Genomic DNA, 18435 nt, shown 5'->3' with positions numbered 1-18435 from the left:
CCACGTCAGCTTGGTTCCGGCAGATGGACAAAGAGCCTGTACTGGGCGAATGGACCAGACAGGCTCCTCGTGGATTTCAGCGAATTACTTGCGCAGGCCCAGCTTGGCGATCAGCGCCACGTAACGGGCAGAGTCCACACGCTTCAGGTAGGCCAGCAGGCTCTTGCGGGTGTTGACCATCTTCAGCAGACCGCGGCGGCCATGGTGATCCTTGGCGTGGGTCTTGAAGTGGGGGGTCAGCTCGTTGATGCGGGCGGTCAGCAGGGCAACCTGGACTTCCGGGCTACCGGTGTCGTTGGCGCTGCGGGCATTGGCCTTGACGATTTCGGCCTTGTTCAGATCTGCGACGGACATTTCTATGTTCCTGGTGGTCGGAAAGACCGGCCGGGCTGCCCAAATGCGATGGTGCGCCGCAGACGGTTTCCGGGGTTGACTTGCGGTCACGGGGGAAACCGCCCCGAGCCGTGCTGCTGTTCTTCGCGCGCCCCGCCCCGAGGGGCCAAACGGCGAAAAACTCGCGGAGTATAGCGCAAACCCGCAAACCTCCCCCAGCCGCCGCCATGACCGAGCGCAGCGCGAACGGCCTCAATTGCCGCCGCCATGACCGCTTTCAAGAGGGCGCCCCTCACATCCCGCCGATTCATGTGACATGCGTCAACAGGCTGCCGCAACCCTCTTGAAGCATCGCGACCCGCGCCTAGTTTGGGGTCATCGGGCGCTGCTCCCGAGCCAAGACGAGCAGCTTCAGACCTCAAAGGAGATCCTCATGTTCCTCGTTCCCGTGAATCGCAATCTGTCCGACCTGTCCCGCTCGCTGGACCGTTTCTTCGACGACAGCTTCTTCGGCGACAACCGCGACGCCGGCAGCGCCGCACTGCGCAGCCCCGCGCTGGATGTGAGCGAATCCGAGACCGCCTACACCGTCAAGCTGGACATGCCGGGCGTTGCCAAGGATGCGGTCAAGATCAACATCGACGGCCGCCGCATCAGCATCGATGCCGAACAACGCAAGGAGGACGAGCGCAAGGACGGCGAGCGCGTGATCTATCGCGAACGGACCGTCAGCCGTTTCTCGCGCAGCTTCACGCTGCCGCAGGAGATCAGCCAGAGCGACTCCAGCGCCAACCTGGACCACGGCGTGCTGACACTGAAGCTGGCCAAGCGCGCCGCCAGCGCAGCCAGCCAGCTGGCCGTGAGCTAAGCGGCCGACAGGTCCCAGCGCGGCCGGACCTCGAACCCGCCGTCCCGCCGCGCGTCGGCCGTGCCGCGCTGCACCCGCAGCGCGGCGGCCATCGCGATCATGGCGCCGTTGTCGGTGCACAGCGCCAGCTCAGGGTAGTGCACGCGAACGCCTCGCTTCGCGCAGGCCGCATTCAGCTGCTCGCGCAGCTTAGCGTTCGCGCCCACGCCGCCTGCCACGACCAGCCGCTTCAGGCCGGTCTCCTTCAGCGCCAGCAGCGACTTCTTCACCAGCACCTCGACGATGGCGGCCTGCGTGGACGCGGCCAGGTCCGCCTTGGTCTGCTCGCAAGGCTGCCCACCGTCCAGCCCGAGCTTCTTCACCTGGGTCAGCACGGCCGTCTTCAGCCCGGCAAAACTGAAATCGGGCTTGCCACTGTGCAGCAACGGCCGCGGCAACGCGAACGCCTCCGGGTTGCCGAACTCGGCCATGCGCGCCAGGTGCGGGCCGCCCGGGTACGGCAGACCGAGCAGCTTGGCACTCTTGTCGAAGGCCTCGCCAGCGGCGTCGTCGATGGTCTCGCCCAGCATCTCGTAGGCACCGACGTCATCCACACGCATCAGCTGTGTGTGGCCACCGCTGACGAGCAGCGCGACAAACGGGAACTCCGGCGGGTCGGCCGACAGAAACGGCGACAGCAGATGCCCTTCGAGGTGATGGACAGGCAGGGCCGGCACATCCAGCGCCGCCGCGAGCGACACGGCCACCCCGGCCCCCACCAGCAGCGCACCGGCCAGCCCCGGCCCCTGCGTGTAGGCGATCAGATCGACGTCGTGCAGCGCCAGGCCGGCCTGCGACAACACCTCGCGGGCCAGCGGCAACACGCGACGCACGTGGTCGCGCGAGGCCAGCTCGGGCACCACGCCACCGTAGGCCTGATGCATGGCGATCTGGCTGTGCAGCGCCTGTGCCAGCAGCCGGGGCGGTTGCCCGCCCTCCACTTCGATGAGCGCCACGCCCGTCTCGTCGCAGGACGACTCAAACCCCAGGATGCGCTGGCGAGTGGGCACGCCGCCGAGCTCGACGGGCGCCGAGTCAGCTCGGGCGCTGCCCGTCGCGGGCGACGCGCTCACTTGCCTTCCTTGGCGTGGTTGATCGAGTACTTGGGAATCTCGACCGTCACATCCTGCTGACGCAGCAGCGCCTGGCAGGACAGGCGCGAGTCGGGCTCCAAGCCCCAGGCGCGGTCCAGCATGTCTTCCTCGTCCTCCTCCATGCCGGAGAGGGAGCGGCCACCTTCACGCACGATGACGTGGCAGGTCGTGCAGGCACAGACCTGGTCACAGGCATGCTCGATGTGGATGTCGTTGGCCAGCAGGGCCTCGCAGATCGAGGTGCCGGGCGCCGCGGTGATGCTGGCGCCGTCGGGGCAGTATTCGGCGTGCGGAAGGATCTTGATGACGGGCATGGTGTGAATCTCAGAGCTGGCTGACATCGCGGCCCGTCAGGGCTCTGGCGATGGAGCGGTTCATGCGTTCGGCGGCAAAGCCTTCGGTGGCCTCGGCGAGCGCCTTGACGGCAGCGTCGATGGCATCGGCGTCCGCGTCCATCGCGGACAAGGCCACGAGGCGAGCCTCCAGCGCCTCGCGTTCCGCGGCGGGCAGCAGATCACCGTCGGCAGCCAACGCGCTGCGCGTGGCCAGCACCATGCGCTCGGCCTCCACCCGCGCCTCGCGCAGCTTGCGCGCCGCCATGTCGCCCTCGGCACTCGCAAAACCATCCTTGAGCATCTGCGCGATCTCGTCGTCACCAAGCCCGTAGCTGGGTTTGACGGTGATGGCCGCCTGCACACCCGAGGTCAGCTCCTCGGCAGACACACTCAGCAAGCCATCGGCGTCGACCTGAAAGCTCACCCGGATGCGTGCCGCGCCGGCCGCCATCGGCGGGATGCCGCGCAGCTCGAAGCGCGCGAGGGACCGGCATTCGCTGACCAACTCGCGCTCGCCTTGCACGATGTGCACCGCGAGCGCCGTCTGACCGTCCTTGAAGGTCGTGAAGTCCTGCGCCTTGGCGACGGGGATGGTCGAGTTGCGCTCGATGACCCGCTCGACCAGGCCGCCCATCGTCTCCAGACCCAGCGACAACGGGATCACATCCAGCAGCAGGATCTCGCCGTCGGCGGCATTGCCGGCCAGCTGGTTGGCCTGGATGGCAGCACCCAGCGCGACCACTTCATCGGGATTCAGGTTGGTCAGCACCTCACGGCCGAACAGCTCACTGACGGCGCGGCGCACGACGGGCATGCGCGTGGAGCCGCCCACCATGACCGCGCCCTGCACGTCGGCCGCCTTGACCTTGGCATCGCGCAGCACGCGCTTCACCGACGACAGCGTCTTGGCGATCAGCGGCTGGGCGAGTTCTTCAAACTGGGTACGGGTGACGGCCACCCGCAGCTCGCCGGCATCCAGCGCAGCGACGAGTTCGGTCGAGTCGGCGTTGGACAGCGCCTCCTTGGCCACCCGTGCGGCGACAAGCACGGCGCGCTTGTCATGCGCCGACGTGACGACACGATCGCCCAGCGCCCAGTCGGCCAGCGCCCGGTCGAAATCGTCACCGCCCAAGGCCGCATCGCCGCCCGTGGCCACCACCTCGAACACGCCACGCGTCAGGCGCAGCAGCGAGATGTCGAAGGTGCCGCCGCCCAGGTCGTAGACGGCGTAGAGGCCTTCGCTGGCGTTGTCCAGGCCGTAAGCGATGGCCGCAGCCGTGGGCTCGTTGATGAGGCGCAGCACCTTAAGGCCGGCCAGCTCGGCCGCGTCCTTGGTGGCCTGGCGCTGGGCGTCGTCGAAATAAGCCGGCACCGTGATGACGGCGCCGAACAGGTCGTCGACGAAGCTGTCCTCGGCGCGGAAACGCAGCGTGGCCAGGATCTCGGCGGACACCTCGACGGGGCTTTTCACACCGTCGCGCGTCGCGATGGCCAGCATGCCGGGGCGGTCTTCAAAGCGGTACGGCAGACGCTCGCGGTTGGCGATATCCGCCACCGCGCGGCCCATGAAGCGCTTGACCGAGACGATGGTGTTCTCGGGGTCCTCGGCCTGGGCGGCCAACGCATCGGCGCCGATCTGCCGGCGGCCTTCGGGGAGGTAGCGCACGGCGGACGGCAGGATCACACGGCCCTGCTCATCCGGCAGGCATTCGGCGACGCCATGGCGCACCGCGGCAACGAGCGAATGCGTCGTGCCCAGGTCAATGCCCACGGCGATGCGGCGCTGGTGCGGGTCGGGCGACGCGCCGGGTTCGGAGATCTGGAGGAGAGCCATTTTTTGGTCAGTTGGGGACAGAGCGAGTCACTTCGCTCGGGCGGCCTGTCCCGCAAAGTCTTCTAGCTTCGCAAGGCGCTGGTCAATGTCGGCGCGGAAACGCTGGATGAACATCAGCGCCCTCACCTGCCCGGCGGCTGCCGGCGCGTCGTTGTGGTCGTCGAGCAGCCGCTGGGCTTGCGCCAGCGCAGCGGCTTCGGCCTGGGCCGCGTCATCGTCGAGCGCCTCGAGCGCGGTCTCGGTCGCGGCATCGTCCAGCGCCTCGCGCCATTCCATCTGCTGCATCAGGAACGCCGCCGGCATCGCCGTGTTGGTCTCGGCCCCCACCGACGCGCCACGCAGCTCGCACAGATAGGCCGCGCGCTTCACCGGGTCCTTCAGCCGCTGGTAGCCCTCGTTGACGCGCATGGCCCACTGCATCGCCACCCGCTGGGCGGCCGCGCCTTGCGCCGCGAAGCGGTCGGGATGCACCTCGGCTTGCAACACCTTCCAACGCGCATCGATGTCGGCGCGCACCTGAGCCTGCATCTCTGGCAGGCCGAAGAGCTGGAAGTCGTTGTCGGTCAGGCGCATGGGGTCGTCAACAAAAGCAAAAAGCGCGGCCATTGCCGCGCTCAGCAAGCATTCAGGTCGGATCAGACACGGAAGGACTCGCCACAGCCGCAGCGATCTTTCTCGCGCGGGTTGCGGAACTTGAAGCCTTCGTTCAAGCCTTCGCGAACGAAGTCGAGCTCGGTGCCATCGAGATAAGGCAGGCTCTTGGGGTCGATGAGGACCTTGACCTCATGCCCCTCGAACACGACATCCTCGGGCGCCACTTCGTCGGCGTACTCCAGCTTGTAGGCCAGGCCGGAGCAACCGGTCGTCTTCACGCCCAGGCGCACGCCGACACCCTTGCCGCGCTTGGCGATGTAGCGTTTGACGTGGCGGGCCGCCGCCTCGGTCAGGGTGACGGACATGGTTCAGGCCGTTGCCGCGTGCTTGGCGCGGTAGTCGTCCACCGCCGCCTTGATGGCGTCTTCGGCCAGGATGGAGCAGTGGATCTTGACCGGCGGCAGCGCCAGTTCTTCGGCGATCTGCGTGTTCTTGATCGTCAGCGCTTCGTCCAGGCTCTTGCCCTTGACCCATTCGGTCACGAGCGAACTGGAAGCGATGGCCGAACCGCAGCCGTAGGTCTTGAACTTGGCGTCCTCGATGAGGCCGGTCGCCGGGTTGACCTTGATCTGCAGCTTCATCACGTCGCCGCAGGCCGGCGCGCCGACCATGCCGGTGCCAACGTCTTCGTCACCCTTGTCGAAGTTCCCGACGTTGCGGGGGTTCTCGTAGTGGTCGACGACCTTGTCGCTGTATGCCATGAATGTTCTCCTTGCCGGGCTCAGTGAGCCGCCCACTGGATGGTCGACAGGTCGATGCCATCCTTGTACATGTCCCACAGCGGTGACAGTTCACGCAGCTTCGCCACGCGGTCCGTCAGCACGCTGATGGCGTAGTCGATCTCTTCCTCGGTCGTGAAACGGCCGATGGTCATGCGCAGCGAGCTGTGCGCCAGCTCGTCCGAGCGGCCCAGCGCGCGCAGCACATAACTGGGCTCCAGGCTGGCCGACGTGCAGGCCGAGCCCGACGACACCGCCAGGCCCTTGACGCCCATGATCAGCGACTCGCCCTCGACGTAGTTGAACGAGATGTTCAGGTTGTGCGGCACGCGCCGCTCGAGATCGCCGTTGATGAAGGTCTGCTCGATGCCGGACAGGCCCTTGATCAAGCGGCTGTGCAGCGCACGGATGCGCTCGTTCTCGGCACCGATTTCCTCGCGCGCAATGCGGAAGGCCTCGCCCATGCCGACGATCTGGTGCACCGGCAGCGTGCCCGAGCGCATGCCACGCTCGTGGCCGCCGCCATGCATCTGCGCTTCCAGGCGGATGCGGGGCTTGCGGCGCACGTACAGCGCGCCGATGCCCTTGGGGCCATAGCTCTTGTGCGAGGCCAGGCTCATCAGGTCGATGGGCAGCGTGGCGAGGTCGATCTCGACCTTGCCGGTGGCCTGCGCGGCGTCGACGTGGAAGATGACGCCGCGCTCGCGGCACAGGTTGCCCAGTGCGACGACGTCCTGGATGACGCCGATCTCGTTGTTCACGAACATGACCGAGGCCAGGATGGTGTCCGGGCGCAACGCGGCCTTGAAGGCTTCCAGGTCGACGAGGCCGTTCTCCAGCACGTCGAGATAGGTCACGTCGAAGCCCTGGCGCTCCAGCTCACGCATGGTGTCGAGCACGGCCTTGTGCTCGGTCTTCACGGTGATCAAGTGCTTGCCGCGCGTCTTGTAGAACTGCGCAGCGCCCTTGAGCGCCAGGTTGTTCGATTCAGTGGCGCCCGAGGTCCAGACGATCTCGCGCGGGTCGGCGCCAATGAGTTGAGCCACCTGCTCACGGGCGCGCTCCACTGCTTCTTCCGCCTCCCAGCCCCAGGCGTGGCTGCGCGACGCCGGGTTGCCGAAGTGCTCGCGCAACCAGGGAATCATCGCGTCCACGACGCGGGGGTCGCACGGCGTCGTGGCGCCGTAGTCGAGGTAGATCGGGAAGTGCGGGGTCATGTCCATGGAGCGACTACTTTTCTTGGTTCTTCTTACTTGCTGAACGCGCCGCTGAGGTTTCCCCCCAGGGCGAACACCGAATTCGGCGCCGTCACGCGGATGGGCTTGAGCACCGGCTGGCTGGAGATGGCGCGCTTGACGGGTGCCGCCTCGACCTCGAAGCCCTTGGCCAGCTGCTCATCGGCGAGCTTGCGCAGGGAGACGGAATCGAGGTATTCGATCATCTTGGCGTTCAGGTTGGTCCAGAGTTCGTGGGTGATGCAGCGGCCGCTGTCCTCGCCCATGCAGTTTTCCTTGCCACCGCAGCCGGTGGCGTCCAGCGCCTCGTCCACGGCGACGATGATGTCGGCGACTGTGATGTCCTCGGCCTTGCGGCCCAGCGAATAGCCGCCGCCAGGGCCGCGGGTCGATTCGACGAGTTCGTGGCGGCGCAGCTTGCCGAACAACTGCTCCAGGTAGGACAGCGAAATCTGCTGGCGTTGACTGATCGCCGCCAAGGCCACGGGGCCGGTATTCTCGCGCAGCGCCAAGTCCAACATCGCGGTGACTGCAAACCGGCCTTTGGTGGTGAGACGCATAAAAACTCCTTGGCGAGGGCGCCCGGACCGCAAAAGTCCAGGACATTCGATATCGGGTAAACCCGGGACAACCGGGACAATAGCCGAGCGAATCATTTCCGATTATTTTACTCGACTACTGAAATGCGTCCTCGCTGCCGGGCAAGCCCCCGCCGTCAGCAGGCTTTTTGCTGCAGTGCGGCAGCCGCGCCGACGCCCTCAGCGCCCCGCGCCGCCCTGGCGCGCAGCATCGAGCGGCACGACGTTGTCGTGCACCCGCGCCCCAAAGGCCTGCTCGCGCAGCTGCGCGAGTTGGTCGCGCAGCCGGGCCGCCTTCTCGAACTCCAGGTTGCGCGCATGCTCCAGCATCTGCTTTTCGAGCTGGGCGATGCGCTTGGACAAGTCCTTTTCGGACAGCTCCTCCACCTGGGCCGCCGCCAGCAGCTTGGCGTCGTCTCGGCCAGCCTCCTCGGAGTACACGCCGTCGATCAGGTCCTTGATGCGCTTTTGCACGCTGCGCGGCGTGATGCCGTTGGCCTCGTTGAAGGCGATCTGCTTGGCGCGGCGGCGCTCCGTCTCGCCGATGGCCTTGCGCATGGAGTCGGTGATGCGGTCGGCGTACAGGATGGCCTTGCCGTTGAGGTTGCGGGCCGCACGGCCGATGGTCTGGATCAGGCTGCGCTCCGCTCGCAGGAAGCCTTCCTTGTCGGCGTCCAGGATGGCCACGAGCGACACCTCGGGGATGTCCAGTCCTTCGCGCAGCAAATTGATGCCCACCAGCACGTCGAACGCCCCCAGCCGCAGATCGCGCAGGATCTCCACGCGCTCGACGGTGTCCACGTCCGAGTGCAGGTAGCGCACCTTGACGCCGTTGTCGCTGAGGTAATCGGTCAGCTGCTCGGCCATGCGCTTGGTCAGCGTCGTGATCAGCACACGCTCGTTGGCCTCGACGCGCAGGCGGATCTCCTGCAGCACGTCGTCCACCTGGTGCGTCGCGGGCCGCACCTCGACGATGGGATCGACCAACCCGGTCGGCCGCACGACCTGCTCGACCACCTGCCCGGCGTTGTCCTGCTCGTACTGCCCCGGCGTGGCCGACACGAAGACGGCCTGCCGCATCTTGCGCTCGAACTCGGCGAACTTCAGCGGCCGGTTGTCCAGCGCCGACGGCAGGCGAAAACCGAACTCCACCAGCGTCGTCTTGCGCGCCCGGTCGCCGTTGTACATGCCGCCGAACTGGCCGATCAGCACATGGCTTTCGTCCAGGAACATCACCGCATCCGGCGGCAGATAGTCGACCAGCGTCGGCGGCGGATCGCCCGGCTGGGCGCCCGACAGATGGCGCGTGTAGTTCTCGATGCCCTTGCAGTGGCCCACCTCCTGCAGCATCTCCAGGTCGAACCGGGTGCGCTGCTCGAGGCGTTGCGCCTCCACCAGCTTGCCCTCCTTGACGAAGAAGTCCACGCGCTCGCGCAGCTCCTGCTTGATGGCCTCGGCCGCTGCCAGCACCCGCTCGCGCGGCGTCACGTAATGGCTGCTCGGGTAGACGGTGAAGCGCGGGATCTTCTGCCGGACCTGGCCGGTCAGGGGGTCGAACAGCGCCAGGCCGTCGACCTCGTCGTCGAACAGCTCGATGCGGATGGCCAGCTCCGAGTGCTCCGCCGGAAACACGTCGATCGTGTCGCCACGCACGCGGAAGTGCCCGCGCGTGAACTCCATCTCGTTGCGGGTGTACTGCATGCGGATCAGGTGCGCGATCACGTCACGCTGACCCAGCTTGTCGCCCACGCGCAGCGTCATGACCATCTGGTGGTAGTCCGCCGGCGAGCCGATGCCGTAGATGGCCGAGACGGACGCGACGATCACGACGTCGCGCCGCTCGAGCAGGCTCTTCGTGCAGGACAGCCGCAGTTGCTCGATGTGCTCATTGATCGCACTGTCCTTCTCGATGAAGAGGTCGCGCTGCGGCACATAGGCCTCGGGCTGGTAGTAGTCGTAGTAGCTGACGAAGTACTCGACCGCGTTGTTCGGAAAGAAATCCCGGAACTCGCTGTAGAGCTGCGCGGCGAGCGTCTTGTTGGGCGCAAAGATGATGGCCGGCCGGCCCAGCCGGGCGATGACGTTGGCCATCGTGAAGGTCTTGCCCGAGCCGGTCACGCCCAGGAGTGTCTGGTAGCTCAATCCGTCGTTGATGCCGTCTACCAGCTGGCCGATGGCCGTGGGCTGATCCCCCGCCGGCGGGAAAGGCTGGAACAGCTGAAACGGGGAGCCTTCGAAGCTGACGAATTCGCCCTTGCGCTCCTCGGTGTCTCCCGAGGAGACGGTCATGGCGTTCAAGGCTTCTTGCATGGGGGATTCCCTGGGTTCACGGGCAAAATCGCAGCGCTGCGGAATCAGGCAGGTTAGCGCAGACCCTGATTCTTCAACCCTCCCCTGCTGACAACGCCTTTTCAGGAACCTCCATGTCTTCTTTGTTCGCCGACGTCGCCCTGGCTCCCCGTGACCCCATCCTCGGCCTGAACGAGCAGTTCAACGCCGACACCCGCCCGGGCAAGGTCAACCTCGGCGTCGGCGTCTACTACGACGAGGCCGGCAAGCTGCCGCTGCTGAAGTGCGTGCGTGAAGCCGAGGCCGCCATGGCCGCCGCCCCCAAGCCGCGCGGCTATCTGCCCATCGACGGCATCGCCGCCTACGACAAGGCGGTGCAAAAGCTCGTCTTCGGCGCCGAACGCAAGGACGTCGCCACCGTGCAGGCCCTGGGCGGCACCGGCGCGCTGAAGATCGGCGCGGACTTCCTCAAGCAGCTCAACGGCAGCGCCAAGGTCCTCATCTCGGACCCGAGCTGGGAGAACCACCGCGCGCTGTTCACGCAGGCCGGCTTCAAGGTCGAAACCTACCACTACTACGACGCCGCCAACAAGGGCGTGAACTTCGCCGGCATGCTGGCCGCCCTGAACGCCGCACCTAGCGGCACGGTCGTCGTGCTGCACGCCTGCTGCCACAACCCGACCGGCTACGACATCACTGCCGCCCAGTGGGCCGAAGTGGTCGCCGTGGTCAAGGCCAAGGGCCTGACGCCCTTCCTCGACATGGCCTACCAGGGCTTTGGCTTCGGCCTGAAGGAAGACGGCGAGGCGGTGCGCCAGTTCCTGGCCGCCGGCATCGGATTCTTCGTGTCGACCAGCTTCTCCAAGAGCTTCTCGCTGTATGGCGAGCGTGTCGGCGCGCTCAGCGTGGTGTGCAGCAGCGACGAGGAAGCCACCCGCGTGCTGTCGCAGCTGAAGATCATGATCCGCACGAACTACTCCAACCCGCCGACGCACGGCGCCCAGGTCGTGGCCCAGGTGCTGTCGGACGACAAGCTGCGCGCGCTGTGGGAGGAAGAGCTCGCCGGCATGCGCACCCGCATCAAGGCCATGCGCGGCGCGCTGGTGGCGGCGCTGAAGGCGGCCGGCGTCACGCAGGATCTGAGCTTCGTCACCGAGCAGCTGGGCATGTTCAGCTACTCCGGTCTCGCTGCGGCGCAGATGCAGCGGCTGCGCGACGAGTTCGGCGTGTACGGCGTCGACTCCGGCCGCATCTGCGTGGCCGCGCTCAATGAAGGCAACCTCCCGACGGTCGCCGCGGCCATGGCGGCCGTCATGAAGAGCTGAACGCCAGCAGCCCAGCACCAGCCCCGATGGGCGACGGATCGGCGGCCCGGCCGCCGATCCCATTGCTGCAGCGCACAAATCTGCAAGCGATTTCTGGCACCATCGGGTTCCCCTGACCCTTGCCAAGGCCGGCCATGCTGTATCAGCTCTTCGAAACCCAGCGCGCCCTGCTCAGTCCTTTTTCCGAGTTCGCGGCCGCGTCGGCCAAGCTCTACAGCCACCCGCTGTCGCCGTTCGCGCACACGCCGATGTCGCAGCGCCTGTCGGCCGGGCTGGACCTGATGCACCGGCTGGCCAAGGACTACGAAAAGCCCGAGTTCAACATCAAGTCCGTCGAGGTCGACGGCGTTGATGTGGCCGTGCAGGAACTCGTCGCACTGGAAAAGCCGTTCTGCCGGCTGCTGCGCTTCAAGCGCTACACCGACGACCCGGCGGTGCTGGCCAAGATGAAGGACCAGCCGACGGTGCTGGTCGTCGCGCCGCTGTCCGGCCACCACAGCACGCTGCTGCGCGACACGGTCAAGCAACTGCTGAAGGACCACAAGGTCTACATCACCGACTGGACTGACGCACGCATGGTGCCGCTGGAAGTGGGGGCCTTCCATCTGGATGACTACATCCGCTACGTTCAGGAGTTCATCCGGCTCGTGGGCGGCGCGGACAGCCACGTCATCTCCGTCTGCCAGCCCACCGTGCCCGTGCTGGCGGCCATTTCGCTGATGGCGTCGGCCGGCGAGCCGACACCGCGCAGCATGACGATGATGGGTGGCCCCATCGACGCCCGCAAGAGCCCGACGGCGGTCAACAACCTCGCCATGAACCGCAGCTTCGGCTGGTTCGAGGCCAACGTCATCTACCGCGTGCCGACCAACTTCCCAGGTGCCGGCCGCGCCGTGTACCCCGGCTTTCTGCAGCACACCGGCTTCGTCGCGATGAACCCGGACCGCCACCTCTCCTCGCACTACGACTACTTCCTGGACCTCGTGCGCGGCGATGACGACAGCGCCGAGGCCCACCGCAAGTTCTACGACGAATACAACGCCGTGCTGGACATGCCGGCCGAGTACTACCTGGACACCATCAAGACCGTGTTCCAGGACTTCGCCCTCGTCAACGGCACCTGGCAGGTCGACGGCGCGCTGGTGCGACCGCAGGACATCAGCACCACCGCGCTGCTGACCGTCGAAGGCGAACTCGACGACATCTCCGGTGCCGGCCAGACGCGCGCCGCGCACGACCTGTGCTCGGGCGTCCCCAGGCAGCACCAGCTTCACTACGACGCCAAGGGCGCCGGCCACTACGGCATCTTCTCGGGCCGCCGCTGGCGCGACAACGTCTACCCCGAGGTGCGCGACTTCATCGCCAAGTACGAGGCCGCGCCGCTGAAGCAGACGGCCAAGGCCGCACCCGTCAAGGCGGCGGCAAAGGCGCCGGTCAAGACCGCCGCGCCCAAGCGTTCGCGCAGTCGTTCGGCGTGAGCCTCGCCGACCTCATCGACGCCGCGCTGCCGCAGACGCAATGCACGCGCTGCGGCTACCCAGACTGCCGCAGCTACGCGCAGGCACTCGCCACGAACGACGCGGACATCAACCAATGCCCACCCGGCGGCGCTGAAGGCGTCGCCCGGCTGGCAGCCCTCACCGGGCGCCCCGCCCTGCCGCTGAACCCGGTCAACGGCATCGAAGCGACGCGGGGCGTGGCCGTCATCGACGAGGACTGGTGCATCGGCTGCACGCTGTGCATCAAGGCCTGCCCGGCCGACTGCATCGTCGGCGCGCCGAAGGCCATGCACGTCGTCGTCGCATCGCAATGCACCGGCTGCGAGCTGTGCGTGCCGGCCTGCCCGGTCGACTGCATCTCCATGCCGGAGGTGACCACGGCCACAGGCTGGGCCGCCTGGAGCCAGGCGCAGGCGAACGAGGCGCGCGAGCGCTACGACTTCCGGCAGTTCCGCCGCCACCGTGAAACGGTCGAGAACGACGCACGGCTGATCGCGAAAGCCGAAGCCAAGCTCGCCGACCTGCCGGCGGCCTCCGTCATCAGCGACCCCGCTCAGTTGGACCGCAAGCGTGCCGTCATCGAGGCCGCCCTGGCCCGCGCCCGGGCCAAGCGCGGCTGACGCGCTCGACAATCCGCGCATGAACGCGAGCCAAGTCGAACGCTTCTTCGCCACCTTGAAGGCCGCCAACCCGTCACCGCAGACGGAGTTGGAGTACGCCAGCGTCTTTGAACTGCTGACCGCCGTGTTGTTGTCCGCCCAGGCCACGGACGTGGGCGTGAACAAGGCCACCCGCCGGCTGTTTGCAGTGGCCCATACGCCGGCCCAAGTGCTGGCCCTGGGCACCGAGGGGCTGGAGCACTACATCAAGACCATCGGCCTGTACCGCAGCAAGGCCCGCCACCTGCTGCAGACCTGCCAGATCCTCATCGAGCAGCATGGCGGCGAGGTGCCGCGCTCGCGCGAGGCGCTCGAAGCGCTGCCCGGCGTCGGCCGCAAGACGGCCAATGTGGTGCTCAACGTGGGCTTCGGCGAGCCCACGTTGGCGGTCGACACCCACATCTTTCGCGTCGGCAACCGCACCGGGCTGGCACCGGGCAAGACGCCACTGGCCGTCGAGCTCGCGTTGCTGGACCGCGTCCCCGAGGCCTACCTCGTCGACGCCCACCACTGGCTCATCCTGCACGGGCGCTACGTCTGCCAGGCCCGCAAGCCGCTGTGCCACGCCTGCGCCGTGATCAACGAATGCGATCACGGCCGCCACTTAAAATCTGCCACTGCCTGATCACGAGCCCCTCCATGGCCAGCCTGACCGACCTGACCGACCGCGTTGAGCGCCTGCTCGTGCGACACGACGAAATCCTGCGCACCAACCTGCTGCTGCAGGTGCAACTCACCGCCATCACCCAAGAGCGGGACAGCCTGCGCTCGCGACTCAGTGCCGCGCGCGCACGCGTGGACGCCCTCCTCGAGCGGCTCCCGGCCGAAGCCCCGAAAGACGAAGACGCATGAAGCAGATGGAAGTCACCATCATGGGCCAGAGCTATCTGCTCGGCTGCCCGCCCGGCGGCGAAGCGGCGCTGACGGCCGCCGTTGCGCAGGTCGACCGGGAGATGAGCGCCATCCGCGACGGCGGCAAGGTCAAGGCGCGCGAGCGCATCGCCGTGCTGGCCGCGCTGAACCTGGCCTACCAGCTCGCCGACGCGCCACGCGAAACGCCCGTGGCGCCACCGGTGGCGCCCAACGAGTTCCCCGAGATCGACCCGCTGATCAAGCGGCTGGACGAGGCGCTGGGCCACGACGGCCAGCTCCTCTGAAGCGTCACGACGCGCTGCCGATCTGGGGATAGATCGGCTCGAAGGCGCCCCGGCGGATTTCATCGAGCGTCGGGGACTCACCCGCCCACAGCACGAGCACCGGGCCCGGCACGCTCAGCGTGCGCTCCAGCCAGCGGCACAGGTCGTACCGGTCCTCGTCGCTCAGTGCCGGCAGCTCGACGAACGCCAGGTAGGCCCGGCGGCGCGGAAACTCCCGCAGCGCCTTGCATACCAGCCAGGCCCGCACCACCGGCTGGCAGCGCGACAGCTCTGCCTGCACCTCGCCCAGCTCGAAGGAGGACAGGTCGTGCCGCGTGACCCGCGAGAAGTACGACGGATCACGCAACTCCTCCCAGGCCCGCTCCTCCGCTTCGGCCGCGTCCTTGCGCCGGTCGCGCCACAGCTTCAGCGCCGCCGCGTCGTGCGCGAAGCCAGGCCGTGGCGTCTCCAGTTCGTCAACCGCCATGCGGGTGGCCCACCAGCGGTAGTCCTGGCTGGCGGTCCACAGGCGCTGGAGCGCCTGCAGGCGGGCGACGCGGTCGCCTTCGGGCAGCGTCTGCACCAGCCCCTGCAGCGCGGCCGGATGCTCGGCGCTGCGCTGCAACGCGAGTTCGTACAGAGGGCGCAGCTCGATCTTCGGGTCGAGTTGCCGGCTCAGCGACGCCTCCTCCACGAGCTCGCCGGCACTGCTGGTGGCGCGAGACGCCGCCAGCAGCTTCACGCGCTCCCGCACCCGGCCGAGCCAAGCATGCTGCAGCTTCCAGCGGCTGGCGTTCTCCTTGCACCACTGCTTGTCGAAATGGGCGATCCAGCGCGCTGCGCCATCGCCGAGCAGCGACAGCGCACCGCGCCGCGACCAGTCCGGCAGCACCGGCTGCACGCCCAGCGCGGCCACCCGGTCACGCAGGCCGGGGTGGGTGTCGTCCAGGTCGCTCAGGCGGGCCAGCGCAAGCCGCAGCGCCTCCTGCGCAAAGCCGGGCTCCGGTGCCAGGCTCAATTGCGCCCGCATCGATTCGAAGGGCCCGACCGGCAACTCGGCGTTCGCCGCGCGCCGCCAGTGGTCGGCCCAGAAGCGCTGATGCAGCCAGGCGTTCTTGACCTCAATCTCGACGAGCGCGGCCGCCGCCACGTCGCCGCCGAGCAACCGCCCCGCGATCCTGTCGGCCTCGTACTCGTCCTGGCGGGCCAGGGCGAAGGTCTTGGCCGCGAAGCGCGGGAAATACCATTTCAGGAAGGCCTGCGTCGCTGCAGAGGCGATGTTCTCGTCGTCACGCAGGTTCTCGTGCAGCTTCATCCATGACAGGCGCGTGCGGTAGATCCAGGCGGCAAAGCGGCCATGGTCACCGCGCAAGTGGCCGTACTCGTGCGTCAACACCGCCAGCAGCCTGGGCTTGTCCAAGGCCATGAGCAGCGGCAGGCCCAGCGTCAGCGTGTTGACGGCGCCGCCGAACAGCCCCCAGCGCGGCGTCTGCCGGATGCTGGCATTGAAATCTCCGTCCAGATAGACGGTATCGATCGCCGGGCCGCGAACCTTCTTGCGGATGCGCTCGAGCGCATCGAACAAGGCTGGCGCCTCCTGCGCCGTGATGGCCACACCTTCCGGCGCGTCAAAGCGCAGCCAGAGCGCCCGCAAACTCGCCCACAGCAGGCCCAGAGCGCCCAGGAGCCCCCACAGTAGCCCGAAACGGAAACGGCCGTGCAGCAGCTGCGGCACCAGCCACACCACCAGGCCACCCGCCAACACGAGGCACCCGATGACCCATGCATAGCCCAGCGCCGCAAAGAGCGCCACACCGCGGCGATACGCCTGGCTGTCCTGCGCACTGGCCTGTTCGCTGACCCTCACCATGTGCACGAAATCGGCGTGCTCCATAACGCTCCCTCCCGGCGGCATCGCCGCCTTGACCCTGTTGTGCCCGAATCCTAGCCAGAGTTGCAAGGCGGTCGCCCTGACATATGCACGGGCTTGTCAGCGGCCCTAGAATCCACACCGTCCATCGCAGTCCCCGGGGCTTTTATTTCCTTCATCCGATGCTCTATGAGCAAGGGCTTGGAAAATTCCGGACGGGCGTGATCGTCTCGCGTCAGATGAACCCGAAGTCCGGCTGACCTCGCCCACCTGATTACCCCAGGGTGTTCAGGATCTCGGCCCCCAGGATTCGCGGTGGACACCTTTCGCGCGCTTAGCATCGGCCCATGAACTACTGGCTGATGAAGTCCGAGCCCGACGAGGCCTCCATCCACGATCTGCAGCGTGCCGGCACGCTGCCCTGGACGGGTGTGCGCAACTATCAGGCGCGCAATTTCATGCGTGACGACATGCGCATCGGAGACGGCGTGCTGTTCTATCACTCATCCTGCGCCGAGCCGGGCATCGCCGGTCTGGCCGAGGTGTGCAGCGCGCCCTATCCGGACGCCACGCAATTCGACCCGGCCAGCCCCTACTACGACGCCAAATCCAAGCCCGACGCGCCGCGCTGGCTGCATGTCGATGTGCGATGGCGCGAGACCACCCGCTTGCTGGCGCTGACCGAGATGCGCGCGGCTCCTGAGCTGGCGACGATGCGCGTGCTCGAACGCGGCAGTCGCCTGTCGATCACCCCCGTCACGCCAGAGCAATGGCAGGCCGTGCTGAGGCGGCTGAGCGGCGCCTGACGCCTCAACAGAACGGCTCAACCAAACGCAATGGACGCCAGCACGACCTGGTTGCCCCCGCGACGCTGGGCCTCCAGTACAGCGTTTTCACTGGCCTGCATCAGCTCGTCCTGCGTGGACGCCGTATGCGGGAAGCTGGACACGCCCATCGAGATCGACAAGCCGAGGTCCTGGCCGTTCAGCACGACGATCTGGGCAGCGCTCTGCCGGCGCAGTTGCTCCATACGCGCATGCGCCGTCGCCAGGCCAACGCCTGACAACAGCACCGCAAACCGCTGGGCGCCGATGCGACACGCACAGTCCATCGCACGGGTGTTGGCCCGCAGCATGCGCCCGATACCTTCCAGGAGCCGCTGCTGGACTTCCTCGCTGACGCCCGCCTCACCCGGCGAGGCATCCAGCGCAATCACGACGAGGGCGAATTCACGGTGCTCACGGGAGGACAGGTCGATCTCGCGGAGCAACTGGTCATCGAACTGCGGGCGCTGATAGAGGCCGGAGACGTCGTCCCGGCCAGAGCCCTGCTGCAGTTCGCGCCGCACCTGCTCAAGCGCACTCTGCTGCTGCTCGATCTGCGCGAGTGCCCGCTGCAGATGTGCCTCGCGATGGCGCTCTTCCGTGCGCTCATGCCAGACGGACAGCAAAAACTCCTGCCCCAGTGCCAGACGCGTGACGCTGAATTCGCGGCGACGCCCGCTGATGTCCAGCTTGTGCTCCGACACCACCGGCGCGCGCTGGGCCATCACCGTCTGTTCGACCCGGCGCAACGCGGTGGCCTCGTCGGGCTTGAGCAACTCGGCGTCCGTGTGGCCAACGACCGAGTCGCGCCCGAACATCTGCACCAGCCCCGAAGTGGCAAAAACGTAACGCCCATTCACAGCGGATTTGATGGCTGCCTGACTGCCAAGCGGCTCGATCAGGGCGACGAGTCCGAGCAATGCATCGCCGCCCAGCGTTGCATGGCCGGCGAGCCACTGCGCCAGGCTGCCAGGCTGCGTCGCGGAAGAATCGGCGGTCATGTCCATGGAATCGTTCTGATGCGATCGCGATCAGGCGCCATCGGCAGGGAACCAGGCTGGTAAGGTTTCAACGGAATGTAGTGGCGCGCCAGAGCTGCCATCAAGGGCGGCTCACCCCACGAATCGGGCCTCCCCCCTAGAAG

20 protein-coding genes are annotated in these 18435 nt (G+C 67.2%); 8 read left to right on the top strand and 12 right to left on the bottom strand.

The genetic code is table 11. From position 1 onward, the window contains the following. Window positions 1-84 precede the first annotated feature (84 nt). The gene (gene rpsO, locus ACG00X_RS10160; RefSeq protein ID WP_394488023.1) at window positions 85-354 is read right to left on the bottom strand and encodes a 30S ribosomal protein S15; all 270 of its coding nucleotides are present in this window, start codon (window positions 352-354) and stop codon (window positions 85-87) included. A 412-nt stretch (window positions 355-766) separates the two neighbouring features. On the opposite strand from rpsO, the gene ACG00X_RS10155 reads away from it, so the two are divergent. Then, on the top strand, window positions 767-1201 hold the full coding sequence (locus ACG00X_RS10155; RefSeq protein ID WP_394488022.1) for an Hsp20/alpha crystallin family protein: 435 nt from the start codon (window positions 767-769) through the stop codon (window positions 1199-1201). On the opposite strand, the gene tsaD is transcribed toward ACG00X_RS10155, so the two are convergent. From tsaD to uvrB, 9 genes are all read right to left on the bottom strand, one after another. After that, entirely contained in the window at window positions 1198-2232 is a 1035-nt protein-coding gene (gene tsaD / locus ACG00X_RS10150; protein WP_394488065.1) for a tRNA (adenosine(37)-N6)-threonylcarbamoyltransferase complex transferase subunit TsaD, read from the bottom strand. The two genes, ACG00X_RS10155 and tsaD, sit on opposite strands and share 4 nt — an antisense overlap. Before the next feature lie 77 nt (window positions 2233-2309). Further along, window positions 2310-2648: an ISC system 2Fe-2S type ferredoxin gene (gene fdx / locus ACG00X_RS10145; RefSeq protein WP_394488021.1), complete on the bottom strand. Its 339-nt coding sequence runs from the start codon at window positions 2646-2648 to the stop codon at window positions 2310-2312. Window positions 2649-2658: 10 nt separating this feature from the next. Further along, complete coding sequence (gene hscA, locus ACG00X_RS10140) at window positions 2659-4503, bottom strand: Fe-S protein assembly chaperone HscA (protein WP_394488020.1); 1845 nt, start codon at window positions 4501-4503, stop codon at window positions 2659-2661. Window positions 4504-4530: 27 nt separating this feature from the next. Then, complete coding sequence (hscB, locus tag ACG00X_RS10135; protein WP_394488019.1) at window positions 4531-5076, bottom strand: Fe-S protein assembly co-chaperone HscB; 546 nt, start codon at window positions 5074-5076, stop codon at window positions 4531-4533. A 62-nt stretch (window positions 5077-5138) separates the two neighbouring features. After that, window positions 5139-5462 (bottom strand): iron-sulfur cluster assembly protein IscA, encoded by a 324-nt coding sequence (gene iscA / locus ACG00X_RS10130; RefSeq protein ID WP_394488018.1) that lies wholly within the window; start codon window positions 5460-5462, stop codon window positions 5139-5141. Window positions 5463-5465: 3 nt separating this feature from the next. After that, complete coding sequence (gene iscU, locus ACG00X_RS10125) at window positions 5466-5858, bottom strand: Fe-S cluster assembly scaffold IscU (protein ID WP_394488017.1); 393 nt, start codon at window positions 5856-5858, stop codon at window positions 5466-5468. Between the two features lie 20 nt (window positions 5859-5878). Next, window positions 5879-7099 carry an IscS subfamily cysteine desulfurase gene (locus ACG00X_RS10120; protein ID WP_394488016.1) on the bottom strand — a complete coding sequence of 407 codons (1221 nt, stop codon included), beginning with the start codon at window positions 7097-7099 and terminating at the stop codon, window positions 5879-5881. Between the two features lie 26 nt (window positions 7100-7125). Continuing rightward, window positions 7126-7671 carry a Fe-S cluster assembly transcriptional regulator IscR gene (iscR, locus tag ACG00X_RS10115; RefSeq protein ID WP_394488015.1) on the bottom strand — a complete coding sequence of 182 codons (546 nt, stop codon included), beginning with the start codon at window positions 7669-7671 and terminating at the stop codon, window positions 7126-7128. Window positions 7672-7869: 198 nt separating this feature from the next. Next, entirely contained in the window at window positions 7870-9999 is a 2130-nt protein-coding gene (gene uvrB / locus ACG00X_RS10110; protein ID WP_394488014.1) for an excinuclease ABC subunit UvrB, read from the bottom strand. Window positions 10000-10112: 113 nt separating this feature from the next. On the opposite strand from uvrB, the gene ACG00X_RS10105 reads away from it, so the two are divergent. The 6 genes from ACG00X_RS10105 (at window position 10113) to ACG00X_RS10080 (ending at window position 14618) form a co-directional block, all read left to right on the top strand. Beyond that, window positions 10113-11303: an amino acid aminotransferase gene (locus ACG00X_RS10105; protein ID WP_394488013.1), complete on the top strand. Its 1191-nt coding sequence runs from the start codon at window positions 10113-10115 to the stop codon at window positions 11301-11303. 134 nt (window positions 11304-11437) lie between these two features. Then, window positions 11438-12781 carry a polyhydroxyalkanoate depolymerase gene (locus ACG00X_RS10100; protein ID WP_394488012.1) on the top strand — a complete coding sequence of 448 codons (1344 nt, stop codon included), beginning with the start codon at window positions 11438-11440 and terminating at the stop codon, window positions 12779-12781. Continuing rightward, window positions 12778-13422, top strand: a complete 645-nt coding sequence (gene rsxB / locus ACG00X_RS10095) for an electron transport complex subunit RsxB (RefSeq protein WP_394488011.1) — start codon at window positions 12778-12780, stop codon at window positions 13420-13422. Before ACG00X_RS10100 ends, rsxB begins: the two co-directional genes overlap by 4 nt. Window positions 13423-13441: 19 nt before the next feature. Continuing rightward, window positions 13442-14086 (top strand): endonuclease III, encoded by a 645-nt coding sequence (nth, locus tag ACG00X_RS10090; RefSeq protein ID WP_394488010.1) that lies wholly within the window; start codon window positions 13442-13444, stop codon window positions 14084-14086. Between the two features lie 14 nt (window positions 14087-14100). Beyond that, window positions 14101-14313: a DUF904 domain-containing protein gene (locus ACG00X_RS10085; protein ID WP_394488009.1), complete on the top strand. Its 213-nt coding sequence runs from the start codon at window positions 14101-14103 to the stop codon at window positions 14311-14313. Continuing rightward, entirely contained in the window at window positions 14310-14618 is a 309-nt protein-coding gene (locus ACG00X_RS10080; RefSeq protein ID WP_394488008.1) for a cell division protein ZapA, read from the top strand. Before ACG00X_RS10085 ends, ACG00X_RS10080 begins: the two co-directional genes overlap by 4 nt. A 4-nt stretch (window positions 14619-14622) precedes the next feature. Here the strand turns inward: ACG00X_RS10080 and ACG00X_RS10075 are convergent, their stop codons facing one another. Next, a complete protein-coding gene (locus tag ACG00X_RS10075; protein ID WP_394488007.1) occupies window positions 14623-16491 on the bottom strand; it encodes a M48 family metallopeptidase in 1869 nt (622 codons plus the stop codon). Window positions 16492-16814: 323 nt separating this feature from the next. On the opposite strand from ACG00X_RS10075, the gene ACG00X_RS10070 reads away from it, so the two are divergent. Then, entirely contained in the window at window positions 16815-17273 is a 459-nt protein-coding gene (locus ACG00X_RS10070) for an EVE domain-containing protein (protein ID WP_394488006.1), read from the top strand. A 17-nt stretch (window positions 17274-17290) separates the two neighbouring features. Here the strand turns inward: ACG00X_RS10070 and ACG00X_RS10065 are convergent, their stop codons facing one another. Further along, entirely contained in the window at window positions 17291-18298 is a 1008-nt protein-coding gene (locus ACG00X_RS10065) for a GGDEF domain-containing protein (RefSeq protein ID WP_394488005.1), read from the bottom strand. Window positions 18299-18435 lie beyond the last annotated feature (137 nt).

The organism is Pelomonas nitida, assembly GCF_043555975.1.
Lineage (GTDB): Bacteria > Pseudomonadota > Gammaproteobacteria > Burkholderiales > Burkholderiaceae_C > Pelomonas > Pelomonas nitida.
Note: the sequence above shows the minus strand (reverse complement) of the source record. Positions and strands in the feature narration are given on the sequence as shown.

Coding starts and splice junctions, on each gene's coding strand:
- rpsO (WP_394488023.1), bottom strand. CDS start 354: ATGTCCGTCGCAGATCTGAACAAGGCCGAAATCGTCAAGGCCAATGCC.
- ACG00X_RS10155 (WP_394488022.1), top strand. CDS start 767: ATGTTCCTCGTTCCCGTGAATCGCAATCTGTCCGACCTGTCCCGCTCG.
- fdx (WP_394488021.1), bottom strand. CDS start 2,648: ATGCCCGTCATCAAGATCCTTCCGCACGCCGAATACTGCCCCGACGGC.
- hscA (WP_394488020.1), bottom strand. CDS start 4,503: ATGGCTCTCCTCCAGATCTCCGAACCCGGCGCGTCGCCCGACCCGCAC.
- hscB (WP_394488019.1), bottom strand. CDS start 5,076: ATGCGCCTGACCGACAACGACTTCCAGCTCTTCGGCCTGCCAGAGATG.
- iscA (WP_394488018.1), bottom strand. CDS start 5,462: ATGTCCGTCACCCTGACCGAGGCGGCGGCCCGCCACGTCAAACGCTAC.
- iscU (WP_394488017.1), bottom strand. CDS start 5,858: ATGGCATACAGCGACAAGGTCGTCGACCACTACGAGAACCCCCGCAAC.
- ACG00X_RS10120 (WP_394488016.1), bottom strand. CDS start 7,099: ATGGACATGACCCCGCACTTCCCGATCTACCTCGACTACGGCGCCACG.
- iscR (WP_394488015.1), bottom strand. CDS start 7,671: ATGCGTCTCACCACCAAAGGCCGGTTTGCAGTCACCGCGATGTTGGAC.
- uvrB (WP_394488014.1), bottom strand. CDS start 9,999: ATGCAAGAAGCCTTGAACGCCATGACCGTCTCCTCGGGAGACACCGAG.
- ACG00X_RS10105 (WP_394488013.1), top strand. CDS start 10,113: ATGTCTTCTTTGTTCGCCGACGTCGCCCTGGCTCCCCGTGACCCCATC.
- ACG00X_RS10100 (WP_394488012.1), top strand. CDS start 11,438: ATGCTGTATCAGCTCTTCGAAACCCAGCGCGCCCTGCTCAGTCCTTTT.
- nth (WP_394488010.1), top strand. CDS start 13,442: ATGAACGCGAGCCAAGTCGAACGCTTCTTCGCCACCTTGAAGGCCGCC.
- ACG00X_RS10085 (WP_394488009.1), top strand. CDS start 14,101: ATGGCCAGCCTGACCGACCTGACCGACCGCGTTGAGCGCCTGCTCGTG.
- ACG00X_RS10080 (WP_394488008.1), top strand. CDS start 14,310: ATGAAGCAGATGGAAGTCACCATCATGGGCCAGAGCTATCTGCTCGGC.
- ACG00X_RS10075 (WP_394488007.1), bottom strand. CDS start 16,491: ATGGAGCACGCCGATTTCGTGCACATGGTGAGGGTCAGCGAACAGGCC.
- ACG00X_RS10070 (WP_394488006.1), top strand. CDS start 16,815: ATGAACTACTGGCTGATGAAGTCCGAGCCCGACGAGGCCTCCATCCAC.
- ACG00X_RS10065 (WP_394488005.1), bottom strand. CDS start 18,298: ATGGACATGACCGCCGATTCTTCCGCGACGCAGCCTGGCAGCCTGGCG.